This is a genomic window from Porphyrobacter sp. TH134, assembly GCF_002855495.1.
GTDB lineage: Bacteria > Pseudomonadota > Alphaproteobacteria > Sphingomonadales > Sphingomonadaceae > Erythrobacter.
In genome coordinates this window covers 173,963-187,427 of sequence record NZ_PKRO01000003.1, presented here as the reverse complement: position 1 = coordinate 187,427, position 13,465 = coordinate 173,963, and the positions used below count along the sequence as shown (strand labels likewise).

9 protein-coding genes are annotated in these 13,465 nt (G+C 66.4%); 2 read left to right on the top strand and 7 right to left on the bottom strand.

Annotated elements, in window-relative coordinates:
* Positions 1-178 precede the first annotated feature (178 nt).
* Complete coding sequence (zwf, locus tag C0V72_RS02830; protein ID WP_101791692.1) at positions 179-1,618, bottom strand: glucose-6-phosphate dehydrogenase; 1,440 nt, start codon at positions 1,616-1,618, stop codon at positions 179-181.
* A 70-nt stretch (positions 1,619-1,688) separates the two neighbouring features.
* Positions 1,689-3,140, bottom strand: coding sequence for a sugar MFS transporter (locus C0V72_RS02825; RefSeq protein ID WP_233999744.1), 1,452 nt, complete (start codon positions 3,138-3,140; stop codon positions 1,689-1,691).
* A gap of 154 nt (positions 3,141-3,294) precedes the next feature.
* Here C0V72_RS02825 and C0V72_RS02820 point away from each other — a divergent pair, with 154 nt between their 5' ends.
* Positions 3,295-4,326 carry a LacI family DNA-binding transcriptional regulator gene (locus C0V72_RS02820; protein WP_101791710.1) on the top strand — a complete coding sequence of 344 codons (1,032 nt, stop codon included), beginning with the start codon at positions 3,295-3,297 and terminating at the stop codon, positions 4,324-4,326.
* A 20-nt stretch (positions 4,327-4,346) separates the two neighbouring features.
* Here the strand turns inward: C0V72_RS02820 and C0V72_RS02815 are convergent, their stop codons facing one another.
* From C0V72_RS02815 to C0V72_RS02800, 4 genes are all read right to left on the bottom strand, one after another.
* Positions 4,347-7,127 carry a phosphoenolpyruvate carboxylase gene (locus tag C0V72_RS02815; RefSeq protein ID WP_101791691.1) on the bottom strand — a complete coding sequence of 927 codons (2,781 nt, stop codon included), beginning with the start codon at positions 7,125-7,127 and terminating at the stop codon, positions 4,347-4,349.
* Entirely contained in the window at positions 7,124-8,125 is a 1,002-nt protein-coding gene (locus C0V72_RS02810) for a glucokinase (RefSeq protein ID WP_233999743.1), read from the bottom strand. The genes C0V72_RS02815 and C0V72_RS02810 overlap by 4 nt, the downstream gene beginning before the upstream one ends.
* Before the next feature lie 99 nt (positions 8,126-8,224).
* Positions 8,225-10,363, bottom strand: coding sequence for a S46 family peptidase (locus tag C0V72_RS02805; protein WP_172438883.1), 2,139 nt, complete (start codon positions 10,361-10,363; stop codon positions 8,225-8,227).
* Between the two features lie 122 nt (positions 10,364-10,485).
* Positions 10,486-11,106 carry a DUF1826 domain-containing protein gene (locus C0V72_RS02800; RefSeq protein ID WP_101791688.1) on the bottom strand — a complete coding sequence of 207 codons (621 nt, stop codon included), beginning with the start codon at positions 11,104-11,106 and terminating at the stop codon, positions 10,486-10,488.
* Between the two features lie 163 nt (positions 11,107-11,269).
* Between C0V72_RS02800 and C0V72_RS02795 the strand changes: the two genes are divergently transcribed.
* Complete coding sequence (locus C0V72_RS02795; RefSeq protein ID WP_101791687.1) at positions 11,270-12,130, top strand: hypothetical protein; 861 nt, start codon at positions 11,270-11,272, stop codon at positions 12,128-12,130.
* Positions 12,131-12,148: 18 nt separating this feature from the next.
* Here C0V72_RS02795 and C0V72_RS02790 read toward each other — a convergent pair whose 3' ends face one another.
* Positions 12,149-13,459 (bottom strand): radical SAM protein, encoded by a 1,311-nt coding sequence (locus C0V72_RS02790; protein WP_101791686.1) that lies wholly within the window; start codon positions 13,457-13,459, stop codon positions 12,149-12,151.
* Positions 13,460-13,465 lie beyond the last annotated feature (6 nt).

Here is a 13,465-nt window from a genome sequence, read left to right as displayed (position 1 = left end):
TCCTGCCCCCCACCCCGCGCGGCTGCCCGGGGGGGGGGGGGGGGCCCCCCCCCCCCCCCCCCGGCGGGGGGGGGGGCCCCCCCCCGGGGGGGGGGGGGGGGGGGGCCCCACGCCGCTCGCCCCTCCACCATCCTTACGGATGGTCCCCCTCCCCGTTTCGGGGAGGATTGTGCTGCGCTTACTCATGCCACGTCACTCCGTCGCGTTCCGCCAGCGCGATGGCCGCAGAGGGGCCCCAGCTGCCGGCGGTATAGGTTTTGGGGGTGAGGCCGTCCGCTTCCCATCGGCTGCGGATGGCATCGACCCATTCCCACTGCGCTTCCACCTCGTCGCGGCGCACGAACAGCGTCTGATCGCCCTCAACCAGATCGAGCAGCAGGCGTTCATAGGCAATCCGCCGCACCGCGCCGCTGAAAGCGTCGGGCATGGCGATGTTGAGCGGGACCGAACGCAGGCGAATGCCCTCGCGGTCCAATCCCGGCACCTTGGCCATCAGCGAAAGGGTGATGTTTTCTTCGGGCTGGATGCCGATGACGAGGCGGTTGGGCTGCATCGTCGCGCCCTTTCCGGCGAAAATGCTGTGCGGCACGCAGCGGAACTGGATCACGATTTCAGTGACGCGCTTGGGCATGCGTTTGCCGGTGCGCAGGTAGAAGGGCACGCCCTTCCACCGCCAGTTATCGACATGGCCCTTGATCGCGACGAAGGTTTCGGTGTCGCTGTCCTTGCCCAGCTCCTCGTCATAGCCCGGCACAGCCTGCCCCTGAATCGCGCCTGCGCGATATTGGCCGGTCACGGTCTCGCCCGCCGAGACGGGGCGCAAGGCGCGCAGCACCTTGACCTTTTCGTCGCGCACGGCGGCCGCATCGAAGTGCGCAGGCGGCTCCATTGCGACCAGCGCGAGCAGCTGGAGCATATGGTTCTGCACCATGTCGCGGATCGCCCCGGCATCATCGTAAAAGGCCACGCGGCCTTCGAGGCCCACGGTCTCAGCGACCGTGATCTGCACGTGATCAATGTGTGCCGCGTTCCACAGCGGCTCGAACATGATATTGGCAAAGCGCAGCGCCAGCAGGTTCTGCACCGTCTCCTTGCCGAGATAGTGGTCGATGCGGAAAATCCGGCTTTCGGGGAAGGCGCCCGCCACCGCGTCATTGATTTCGCGGCTGGTGGCAAGGTCCGTGCCCAATGGCTTTTCAAGGCACATCCGCACATTCTCGCCCGTCAGCCCCGCCGATTGCAGACCCTTGATCGTGGGGCCGAACAGGCTTGGCGCGGTCGAAAGAAAGATCGCAAGGCCGCGCGCCGGTTTGCCAACCTTCTTGGCCAGATCATCATAGCCTTCCAGCGTCGTCGCATCGAGCGGCTGGTAGGCGAGGCGGTTGAGGAACCCCGCCATCCGCCCGCGGCGCTCTGCGGGGAGATATTTCTCCAGCGCGGCGCGGGCAAAGTTGCGGTATTCGGCGTCCGACATGCTGCTGCGCGCGGTGCCGATGATCTTGAGATCGGGGGCAAGCAGCCCGTCAGCATCCAGCGCGAACAGGCTGGGCAGCAGCATCCGCTGGGCAAGATCGCCGGTGGCTCCGAACAGCAGCAGGCGGTCAGCGGTAAAGCTCATGCGCAAAAGGCCCTTTCCCTCGTGCGCCTTAACTAGGCGCACGGGGGATTAATCGCCAGTGGGCGCATACTTATTCAAATGCGCTGGCATCCACGGCCGGCCGCCGGGCGTAGAAGCCGAAGCCTGCGATGATCGCGTAGCAGGCGATCGGCAGGATCAACGCTGTGCCAAGGCTGCCGCTGGCATCGGCCAGAATGCCGGTCAGCAGCGGGATCACCGCGCCGCCGAAGATCGCGATGTTGATGATCCCCGATCCGTCGGCCGCCTTGGCCCCCAGCTTCTCGCAGGCGAGGCTGAAGATGGTCGGGAACATGATCGAATTCATCAGGCCCACGGCCAGCAGGCTGTAACCGGCGGTCGTGCCGGCGGTGTTGGTGGAGATCAGCACCAGCGCAATCGCGCCCGCCGCAACGCCGGTCAGCACCAAGCCGGGACTGACAAAGCGCAGCACCAACGATCCGATGATCCGCCCGACGAGCGCGCCGAACCAGTAGATGAAGATCAGATCGCCCGCAGCCCGCTCGGTCAGGCCCATTACGGTTTCCTGCATCAGATAGCCGACGATCAGCGATCCAATCGCAACCTCCGCGCCGACATACAGGAAAATGCAAAGCGCGCCGTAACTGAACCGCGTGCGCGTCAGCAGCGGGTTGCCCCACAGCCAGATCGCCGGGCCAGCCATCAGCAGCGCAATACCGGGCAGTTCGTTGCCCTGAATCACCATCCAGCCGCCGATGATGATCGGCGCCAAGCCTGCAAGATAGCGGGCCGGTGTGGTCAACGCCGCATCGCGCGCCGCTGCGGCATCATGCGGCAGCTTGTTGCGATAGACCCACACCACTGCAGCAATCACCGCTAATGCCACGGCAAGGCCGATATAGGTCGAAACAATCGCGGCGCTTTCCGCCGTGCGGTAGGCGTCGAGCTCGGCGCCGCTCAGTTCTTTGGCTGAAACCCCGGCGAGCCCGCCGAGAATGAGGCCCGAGCCCACGCGCGGGAAAATCGTGGTGCCAAGGCTGTTGAACGCCTGCGCGAAGGTCAGGCGGCTATGCACGGTCTTTTGCGGGCCGAGCAGGCTGATGAGCGGATTGGTGACGACCTGCACCACCACAACGCCGCTGGCGAGGATAAACAGCGCGGCAAGGAACAGGCCATAGGTCGCGGTCTGGCTGGCGGGAATGAACAGCAGGCACCCGCACATCATGGTCAGCAACCCGACCACCGCGCCGCGCATGTAACCCACGCGCTTGACCAGTTCCGCGCCCGGGATACCGATCAGCAGATAGGCGGTGAAAAAGCAGAACTGCACCAGCATCGCTTCGGTGTAGCTGAGCGTGAAAAGCTCTTGCAGCTTGGGCAGGATCACATCGTTGAGGCTGGTGATGCCGCCAAAGATGAAGAACAGCGCAAAGACGAAATAATTCAGCCCCGGCGCGTTGACCTGGCGATCATCACCCGGCCCATCTCCCACGGCTGTTGCCGCGCCCGTCCCCGGTGCCCCTAGGCCCGCTCCCATCGCCATTGTCGCTCTCTCCCAAGCTGCGCGATATTTCTGCTAACGTTCACAATCCGCGCGCCGCCTCTGATGTGCAAGACCTCAGCCCACAAATCCAGTGCGAATAGCAATGCAGGTGCGCCTTGCGCGGTGCTATGAACAGGCCGTAGAGACAGTCACCATGAACGGGGGATCACGCAGACGGCCAACATCCTTTGATGTGGCGGAACGGGCAGGCGTCAGCCAGCCGACCGTCAGCCGTGCGTTGTCCGGTTCTCCTGCGATTGCCGAGGCAACCCGGCGCAAGGTGATCGAAGCGGCCGAGGCGCTGGGATACTTTGTCGATGAACGCGCGGCGCGGCTCAGGCGCGGTTCCACCGGCACGCTGGCTGTGGTGGTGATTTGCCGCGAGGGCGACAGCGCTTCCAGCATCAACCCCTTCGCCTACGCACTGCTCGGCTCTGTGTGCGTCGCCGCATCGGAACGCGGGTTTGAAACGCTCGTCAGCTTTCAGGCGCGCGAGGCGGATTTTTTCGGTCATTATCAGGAACAGGGCCGCGCCGATGGCTTGGTGGTGATCGGCACCACCACCAACGCTGCGGCATGGGAGCATTTTCGCGGGCTTGAGAGCGAAGGGCGCAAGGTCGCCTATTGGGGATCGCCCTTTGACGAGCTGGACTGGGTGCGGTCGGACAACCGCGCCGCCGGCAAGCTGGCGGTCGAACACCTGCTGGCCGCCGGATACCGCCGTCCGTGCTTCCTCGGTGCGCTCAACACGCCGCAGGTGCAGTTTACCGAACGCTACGAAGGCTATGCCGAGGCGATGCGCGCCGCCGGGCTGGAACCGTGCCTGGCCCCGACCGTCAACGCCCCCACCCGCGAGGAAGAAGGCCGCCGCGCGGCACGCCGCCTGATCGAGCGGGGCCCGATCGAACAGGGGGATATCGACGCGGTGTTTGCCGCTTGCGATGCAATGGCGCTGGGCGCGCTGGAAGCGTTTGCGGCCGCCGATATCGCGGTCCCAAGCCAAGTCGGCGTGATGGGGTTCGACGATCTGGTCGCGGGCCGGTTCAGCCGCCCGCCGCTGACCACGATCGCCCCTGACCCGGCCGAGGCTGGCGCAGCGCTGGTCGAAGCCGTGCTGGACGAGGGCGTGGCCGCGCGCCGCCGCGTGCCGGTGAGCCTGATCGCGCGCGGGAGCACGGCGAAGTAGTCCTCCCCAGATGGGGAGGATTATCCGTGCGCGCCGAATTCGTTGGCGATGGCCGTGGAAATCCGCAGCGACAAGGCATGGGCGCGGGCAATCGGCGTCATGAAGTCCCGCTCGATCGCGCCGTAACCTTCCTCGCCGCCGTCCGGGTAATCGCTTGGCTCGTCCAGCGGGAAGTCGCGCGGCCCCGGCACCCGCACCGGGAAGGCGCGGCGCAATTGGGCGAGGGCTTCATCGATCCGCAAGGTCAACACCATCTCGATCACGTCGCGCCGGCTGATGTCGTTGGCACGGCTGAAGGCGGGGGCTGACACGATCTTCAGAAACATGTGCTGAAGCAGCGCCAGCCGCAGCGCCTGCAACACCCCGATGCGGCGGCGCACCTGTTCGCGCCCCGGCGTGGCCGAGCCATCCGGCGCGTCGCCCCAGACCGTTTCCGGCAGCAGATCGGTCAGCCGGTGCAGTTTGATCGCATCGATCCTGAGGCGTGAGGCCAGGCGGCGGAACACGCCCGTCCGGTCATCCCCCACCAGATATTCGGCCAGCGCAGCGCAGGCCCCCGATAGATGATCTTCGGTCCCGCGATAGGTCCGGCTGGCCCAATAGGCCGAATTGAACAGCTCGCCGTAAGCTGCCACCGTCTTGATGCTGCCCAGCGCGTTGGCGGCATGCACCAGCCGCATGATCTGGCGGCCGCGCGGGCTGTCAGTCAGCAGCGCGGCGACTTCCTCGCGGCCCGCATCCGCCGCGCTGCCGATCCCGGCGATGACGTTGACGGGGTAGCCCAATTGCTGGAGGATCGCGTTGTGCGGGATCGCGCGGATCTGGCGCAGGCTCATCTCGCGGTCGGCATTGATGTCCGACTGGCGGCGTGAGACGCGGCTGCCGGTGGGGTTGAGCAGGCCAAGGCCAAAGGCGGTCACCGCGCGGGCATAGGTGCGGCTGGCCAGATGATCGCCCTGATGCTCCTTGATTGCCCGATAGAAATCGAGGCTGGTGTCGGTGCGGTGATAGAACGGATCGGCAGGCGCGGCGATATCGGTTTCGGCCGGGCGCAATTCGGCGATGCGGGTGAGCGTGGCGAGCGCCAGTTCGGGCGTGGCGAAAAACAGGTAGCCATCGCCGCCCTGAAAGCTGACTTCCGGTTCCAGCCGGACGCCCGCCCGCGCAAACCGCCGCCGCGCCCAGGGGGACAGCGGCCATTCGAGCCGGTCCTGAAAGCTCGCAGGATGCGCGCCGCGGCCCATGCTTTCGCCGTGGGTGTTGAACACCAGCGCGGCGATATCACTGAGGCCATTGGCCGCCATCGCTTCGGCCAGCCGCCCTTGCAGCCGCTCGATCGCGAGCGCGGCGGGCACCTGCCCGACAAACCGGCCCGCGTCCGAAAAGCCGGTCTGCACCGCCACACGCCCGCGCTGGCGGGCATAGGCGCGGTAGGCCGGCTCTGCCAGCAGCGCATCAAGGAAGCGCCCGCCATGTTCCAGCGCGGTTTCGGTTTCGAACAGGGGCGACACATCGACCTTGTCGGCCACCCCGAACAGCTTGGCGAAATAGAGCGCGGCCAGCACCGTGGCGGGCTGTTCGCATTCCGCCACCAGCATTCGGATGGGCGCGTCGGCATCGATATGCTTCAAGATTTGCGCCATCGCGATGAACTGGCGGATCGCGGTCGAGCTTTCGGTGGCGAGCGCGGCGAAATTGGTGCGCAGCGGGCGGGCTTCGTCCACCATGCGGCGCAGTGTGGCAATCGCGCCCTTGCTGGCCAGATCGATCGCTTCGTCATCGGCAAGGCGGCGGCGCACCGCATTGTGGAGCTGCTTGGCGTTCACCCGGAAATGAATCCAGCCCATGCCAAGACCATCGGCCCGCATCGCGGCAACAAGGGTCAGCAGGCGCACAGCCTGATCGGGTGCGGCGGTTTCGGCCTCGGCCTCAAGCGCTGCGATCAGCGGGGTGAGCGACAGCAGATTGTCGCCGCTGTGGGTGGTCAGGTTGTTGGCGGCCGCGGCCAGCGCTTCGGCGCTGGAGAAATCGGCGGCAAAATCCTGCGCCCGCGCAGCGGCAAAGGCGGCGGCCGGTGCCAGCGTGGCGAGCAGCGGGTGGGCCGGGTCGATCGCTTCCAGACTGGCCGTATAACGCGCCAGCCGCTGCGCCTTTTCCTGCAAGCGGAAGGCGATCGAGGTGTGCCAGCCGATATCGGTGCGGCCATCCATGTCATAGCCGACCCAGCTGGCAAAGCGGAACGGCAGCGGACGCAGGCTGCGCCAGGCGTCCGGCCAGCGGGTCTGCGCTTCGGTCAGCAGGCGGGCGACGATCACATCGCGGGCGTCCTGCGCACGGGCCATAGCGTCCATAGCCGCGCGATGTTCTGAAACCAGCGTGACGGCGGCACGCTCCGACGGCGCGGCGCAGGTCGTCTCTGCGCCATCACCCGATGCCGCCGCTGCCACCGCCGCGCTTTGTTCAGGGGTAAGCAGGAAGGTGGGGTGCGCGGTGAACACCGCGTGCAATTGCGGGTGCTGCCAGCGCGCGGCAAAGGCGGCGAAATCATCACCCTCGTTCGCCAGCGGGGCCGGCTGCGGCGGCGGGGCAAGCAGCGCGTGGAGCTTGCCCGCGCGCGCCTTCAGCCCGTCGCCTTCGAGCTGCGCGACCAGCACGGTCAGATCTTCGAGCGTGAGTTCGCCCCCTTCCAACCCGCGCGACAGATCGAGCGACAGCTGGAACACCGGGTTGAACAGCGGGGTTTCGCGCGTGCGCTGGTGCAGTTCGCCCAGCCGCGCTTCAAGGGCAGCGACGGTTTTCATGCGTGCTCCGCAGCAAAGGCAGCCGCTGCGCCAAACAGGCCGGGCTGGGGGTGGACGATCAGTTTGACGGGGATGGCTGCCATCAGGCTTTCAAACCGCCCCTTGGCCTTGAACCGCGACCCGAAGCCCGAGGCGAGCAGGGTGTCACGAATGCGGTAGCCAAGGCCGCCTGCGATCACCACGCCCGCAAAGCCGCCCTGCGCCAGCGCCAGATCGCCCGCGACCGATCCCAGCGACAGGCAGAACCGGTCGACCGCGGCTGCGGCAAGGCTGTCTTCGCCGCTGGTGCCCATGTTCCAGATGTCGATGGCATCACGCTCGGCCACGGTGCGCCCTTCAAGCGCGGCCAGGGCCTGATAGATGTCGACAATGGCGGGGCCAGCGACCACGCGCTCGGCTGAAACGCGGATGTGGCGCTGGCGCAGGCGGGCGAGGATCGCGTCTTCGATGCTGTCCAAGGGGGCAAAATCGATATGCCCACCTTCGGTCGCCTGAACCCGGTAGTGATGGCCCGACCGGTAAAGATGCGCGACACCAAGGCCGGTGCCGGGGCCGATCACGCTGATCGTCCCTTCACGGCCCAGCGGCGCATCAGGGCCAGCCAGATGCAGAAACTGGCTGTTATCCGCCCGCGCGACGGCATGGGCGACAGCGGCGAAATCATTGACGAGGGTATAGCGTTCCACCCCCAGCTTTTCGTTGATGAGCGCGGGGCGGATGATCCATGGATTGTTGGTGAAGCGGATCACCGGCTTGGGATCGCCCGGACTGCCGACCGGCCCGGCAATCGCCATGCTCACCGCATTGGGCAACGTGCCGCCCTTGCGCTTGCGGAACGCCTGCCAGGCGGTCTGGAAACTGGCGTGATCGGCGGTGTGAAGCGTTTCGGGCTCGTCGAGGCTGATCGCGCCGTCATCGCCGATGCTGGCAATCGCAAAGCGGGCGTGCGTCCCGCCGATATCGACGACAACAAGGTCTGACACCAGGCCGCGCATCATTATCTCTCCCCGTCACGGTGCGTTCGCAGCGGAGGCCGTAGCAGGCGGCGCGCGGAAATCCCACGCGCCGCATACTTATTCAAGCATCAGGCCGGAAAGTCATTGGGCCGTCACGCCCATTTCCTTCAGCAGGCGGTCGGCCTTGTCGACCTTTTCCATCGTCCACAGCATGAAGCGGCTGTCGACGTGGATCGTGCGGTTGATCTTGGGATCATACATCCAGTCGCTGACCACGCCCTCGATCGTGCCATCGAAAGCCAAGCCCACGAATTCACCCTTGGCGTTCAGCGTCGACGAGCCGGAATTGCCATTGGTGATGTCCACGGTGGAAAGGTAATCGACCGGCAGGGTGCCCAGTTCGGGCGCGGCATACTGGCCGTAATCCTTGGCCTTGATCAGTTCGATCATGGCGTCGGGTGCATCGAATTCGCCGCGGCCGGTGTGCTTGGCCACGATGCCTTCGGCGGTGGTGAACGGCGTCCACACCTGTCCGTCAACCGCCTTGCCGGTCACCTTGCCATAGGTGAACCGCAGCGAGCCGTTGGCATCCGGGTACATCGTCTTGCCCTGCGATGCGGCATAGGCGAGGCGCGCTTCCATCACCTTGGAACGGGCCTTCTGGACATTGCCGGAACGGGCCTTGTCCTCGGCTTCGGCGGCCATTGCTTCGTCATAGGTGGCAACGGCGAGCTGGATGAAGGGATCGCTGCTGGCGCGGAAGTCGGCGGGGGACTTGCCCATCCACTCCATCCGCTTGGCCGTGTCGCCAAGCTGGGTGCCGGCATAGAACGACGCCAGATCGCGGCCTTCCATGAAGGCATCGAAGCTGGCGATGCGGTCTTCTGCGGGAAGCTGGCGGTATTCGGTGATGCCATCCTGCCACAAGGCCTGATCGATGTCGGCCACGTAACGCCGCTCGATCCGCTGCATGGCCTGCGTCATGAACGCGCGGTCGCGTTCCTGAAAGCCGGGTTCGCGCTGGCCGTCGGGCTTGGCCTGTTCGTTCGCCCAGCGATACAGCTGGCGGGCAGCGGCATAAAGCTGTCCGCGCCCGAGCATATCGCGCCGCGCCCCAGCCAAGGCCGAGGCATTGCTTTCAGCCACCAGCCGGTCAAGCTCAGCCAGCGCCGCACCGTACTGCGCCTCGCGCTTGGGATCGGCCTTGATCCAGGCGCGGAAGCCCGCTTCTTCGGCCTGCTTCTTTTCGACGAGCGAAATGGCGTCGGCCCCGGCCAGCTGCCCGGCGATCTTCTTTTCGTAATTCTCCACGCCCTGCAGCGTCGCGGCATAGGCGATGGTGGCCGCCTGATTGCCGGCGGTCAGTTCGTCAATCCGGTCGCCATATTCGGTCAGCATGCGCTGCTGATAGGGGTAGAGTTCCTCGTAATAGAACCGCGCTTCATCCGCGCTGCGCAGACGTTCGGTGGTGCCGGGGAAGCCTGCGACCATGATGAAATCGCCGTCCTTCACGCCCTGCTTGGCGATCGGGAGCCACGCCTTGGGCTTGAAGGGCACATTGTCCTTGCTGAACGCTGCGGACGAGCCATCAGGTGCCACATAGGCGCGGTAGAACGAGAAATCGCCGGTGTGGCGCGGCCACATCCAGTTGTCCTTCTCACCGCCGAAATTGCCGACGCCCGCCGCCGGGGCGTAGACGAGGCGCACGTCCTTGATTTCAAGCTGCTGCTGGAGCCAGTATTGCTGTCCGCCGAAATAGGCGCGCACATCGCAGCGGCGGTTGGCCTGCTTTTCGCACGCCTCGATCAGCGCGGTCCGGTTGGCCTGCAAGCGGTCATAGCGCGCGCGGCCTTCCAGCTTGTCCGCGCCCTTGAGCATGTCCTTGGAGACATCGCGCAGGTCTTCGATCACATAAATGCGGCTGCCCGGCGCGGCAGGCAGTTCATCCGCCAGCGTCTTTGCAAGGAAGCCGTTGGTGAGGTAATCATTTTCGGGCGAGGAATTGTACTGGAGCGATCCGGCCACGCAGTGGTGGTTGGTCGCCACCAGACCTTCGGGCGACAGGAACGCCGCCGAACAGCCGCCCAAAGATGCAATCGCGGTCAGCGGCGGGCGTTGCAGGTCGCCGAGCGTCTTGGCGTCAAGCTCAAGCCCGGCAGCCTTCATGGCGTCAGCGATGGCGCCGGTCTGGCTCGGCAGCCACATGCCTTCATCGGCGTGCACGGCGGCAGGAGCGGCGATCATCAGGGCGCTGGCCCCGGCCAGCAGGAACGTCTTCATCAAAGCATCTACCTCTTGCGATGGACCGGCTGCGCCAATCGGGCAGCCGAAGGTTTGGGCCGCGCCCGCGCGGGCGCATGCACGTCTGTTAGGCCAGATGCCAAGGCTGCGGAAGGGGCGACCTACGCGCCATCGACGAACGACCGATGGGCCGGGTTGAGCACCAGCAGCAACCGCGCAGCGCCGGTTCCGGCGATGGGGGGCGAACGGTGGATCGCAGGGGTTTCGGTGGCGAGCTTGCCCTTGAACAGGCCGACATCGAAGGCGCGAAGGCGGCGCACCCGCACCGGCGCGGCCCCGGCAGCGACGCGGGCGGCGTCATCCTCGTCCAGCCAATCAGTGCCTTCGCCGACATAGGTGGTGATGAGCCGGGCGGTGACGTAATCGGCGTGAAACTTGCGGCAGGAATCGGTGCGCACCACCTCCAGCCGCAGCTCCAGCTTGGCGAGATCCAGCGCCGCGCAGAACAGCGCTGCCAGCCGCGCGGCATCGCTGATCAGCGCACGGCGCAGCGCAGAATCGCCGCCATAGCCGCCGCGGTCCAGGCCCGCTTCCAGCAGCGCTGGCAGGCCCGCCGCATCGCAGGTAAAGCGCAGGTCTTGCGGGTTGCCTGCGATCAGCGGTGCGAAATCGGCGAAAGGTGCGCGCTCCCAAATCGCAAGGTTGCAATCGGCATCGCGGATCGCGCCGAGCACTTCGGGCTGGTCATCACAGCGAGACAGGCAGGGGGACAGGGTCGCCATGGGAGGAAGGGCTCCATGTGAAGGACAATATGATACGTTGTAACATTTAGCTAGCGAACAGATGGTGCTGGCGCAAGGGTGTGCAATAAAGTCTCTTGCGAGCGATTATCATCTGGGCCATGAGGCTAGCGAGCTACAGCCCCGCCTGAAGGACCCGATCACGATGAACAGCACCCTCAAACTCTGGACTCAGCTTGGCCTTGGCACGGCGCTGGCGGGCGGACTGCTGGCGGCCTGCGGCGGCGAGGCGGGCACGGGCGAGGGTGCGGCGGGTAAAGCGGGCGCTGCGCCCGATACCGCCGCCACCGCGGGCGAGGGTGAAGGCGGTGCGGGTGCTGGCGAAGGCGCGGGCGGCGAAGGCGGCGAGGGTGAGGGCGGCGTTGCGGTCGGCGATGCCGCCACCGATCCGGTCGCCTATGGCATCGCGCTGGCCGTGGCCGAAGCCCATGTCGTCGCCGCGCGCGATGCCTATGCCGCCGGCAAGAAAGAGGCTGCGGCCGAAATGTTCGCTCACCCGGTCAGCGAAGTGCTGGTCGATATGGACCCCACGTTCGCCAAGCTGGGCGTGAAAGATTTCAAGGAGCTGTTCACCGCCGCCTCGGTCGCGGCGAGCGAAGGCAAGCCCGCCGCCGAGGTCAACAAGGCCCATGACGCGATCATCGCCGCGCTGCGCGGTGCGGCGGCCAAGGCGCCGAAAACCGATGCCAGCGCCGCCAAGGTTGCCACCGGCGTCGTCGCCGACCAGATCGAACGCGCCAGCGCGATGTATCGCAGCCTGTCCAAGAACGACAGCTACGAACCCTATCTCGACGGCTATGGCTTTGCCAAGGTCGCGGCCAGCGCCTTTGCTGCCAATGGTGCGGCGATCAAGGCGGAGAATCCCGCCGCTCATGCGCGCATCACCGAAGCGCTCGGTGTGCTGGGGCAGGCCTATCCCGGTGCGGCCCGTCCGGACAAGCTGCCGGTTGAGGCTGGCGCGGTGTCCGGCGCATCGGCCAAGGTGATGCTCGCCGCCGGAGCGTGACGGCGCGCCCGGTACGGCTCAGATCGCCGAACTGAACTGCCGTGCGGTCGCCGCACGGTAGCTATCGAACAGCGCTGCGATCACCCGCGCATAGGGCAGGCCGCCGGGCATTATGGTCAGCCGGTTCCCGTCCAGCCGGGCAAGGCTGCGTTCCACAAACGGCGCCAGCCGCTCCGCCGCTGCCGCGATAAGATCGTCCGGCACAACGGCCTCGTGGCGGCACAGCAGCGCTTCGATCACAGCGCCGCGCCGCTGGTCTTCGGGCGCGCGGACAAGGCCGTGGCGGGCCGACAGCCGCCCTTCGCCCGCCAGCGCCCGGTACTGCCCGGTGTGCTTCTGGTTCTGCGCGAGCAGGCCCGGAAAGCCGCTGATAGCGCTCGCGCCAAGCCCGATCAGTACCTCCGAAGGATCATCGGTGAAGCCCTGAAAGTTGCGCCGCAAGGTGCCGTCCTTGGCCGCGTGGGCCATCGGATCATGCGGCAGGGCAAAGTGGTCGAACCCGACCGCGCGGTACCCCGCCCCTGCCAGCTGGGTGTGCGCTGCGCTCGCCATCATGAACCGCGCCGCCGCGCCGGGCAGGGCGCCTTCGGGAATCATCGACTGGCGCGGCACCAGATGCGGGACATGCGCGTAGCCGAACACCGCCACCCGGTCGGCCCCCAGCTTCACTGTGTAGGCAATGCTGTCTTCCAGATCAGCCTCGCTCTGGTGCGGCAGGCCATACATCAGATCGAAATTGAGGCTGGTGACGCCCGCCCCGCGAAGCAGTTCGACGCCGCGGCAGATCATCGTCAGCGATTGTTCGCGCCCGATCGCCTTCTGGCAATGGACCGCGAAGGTCTGCACCCCCATGCTGGCGCGGGTGATACCGACCTCGGCCAGCACCGGCGCCCAGTCGGGCGTCAGGCTGCGCGGATCAAGCTCGATTGACCATTGCGGCGCGAACAGCGGGAAATGGACATGCAGCGCATCGACCAGCGCCCTGAATTCGCTGAGCAGGATCGCATTGGGGCTGCCGCCGCCAAAGGCGATGCGCCGCACCCGCGCGCCTTGCGGGAGCAGGCCGGCGACCGTAGCGATCTCCTGATGCAGCGCGGCAAGGTAGCTTTCCACCCGCGCGCGCTTGCCCGATCTGCCGGTGTTGCAGCCGCAGTAATAGCAGATCTTCTCGCAGAACGGGATGTGGAGATAGAGCGAGATATCGCCCGACGCCTCGGCAATGGCGCGCTCGATTGCGCCATCCTCCAGCGGGCCGAAATCGGCGGCGGTGGGATAGCTGGTGTAACGCGGCACCGGCGTGGCGAGGAGGTCGGGGTGATAGGTCCACATGAGACG

What these genes read in the sequence shown, in the direction of transcription:
- zwf (WP_101791692.1), bottom strand. Translation starts at nt 1,618, where the DNA reads ATGAGCTTTACCGCTGACCGCCTGCTGCTGTTCGGAGCCACCGGCGAT.
- C0V72_RS02825 (WP_233999744.1), bottom strand. Translation starts at nt 3,140, where the DNA reads ATGGCGATGGGAGCGGGCCTAGGGGCACCGGGGACGGGCGCGGCAACA.
- C0V72_RS02820 (WP_101791710.1), top strand. Translation starts at nt 3,295, where the DNA reads ATGAACGGGGGATCACGCAGACGGCCAACATCCTTTGATGTGGCGGAA.
- C0V72_RS02815 (WP_101791691.1), bottom strand. Translation starts at nt 7,127, where the DNA reads ATGAAAACCGTCGCTGCCCTTGAAGCGCGGCTGGGCGAACTGCACCAG.
- C0V72_RS02810 (WP_233999743.1), bottom strand. Translation starts at nt 8,125, where the DNA reads ATGATGCGCGGCCTGGTGTCAGACCTTGTTGTCGTCGATATCGGCGGG.
- C0V72_RS02805 (WP_172438883.1), bottom strand. Translation starts at nt 10,363, where the DNA reads ATGAAGACGTTCCTGCTGGCCGGGGCCAGCGCCCTGATGATCGCCGCT.
- C0V72_RS02800 (WP_101791688.1), bottom strand. Translation starts at nt 11,106, where the DNA reads ATGGCGACCCTGTCCCCCTGCCTGTCTCGCTGTGATGACCAGCCCGAA.
- C0V72_RS02795 (WP_101791687.1), top strand. Translation starts at nt 11,270, where the DNA reads ATGAACAGCACCCTCAAACTCTGGACTCAGCTTGGCCTTGGCACGGCG.
- C0V72_RS02790 (WP_101791686.1), bottom strand. Translation starts at nt 13,459, where the DNA reads ATGTGGACCTATCACCCCGACCTCCTCGCCACGCCGGTGCCGCGTTAC.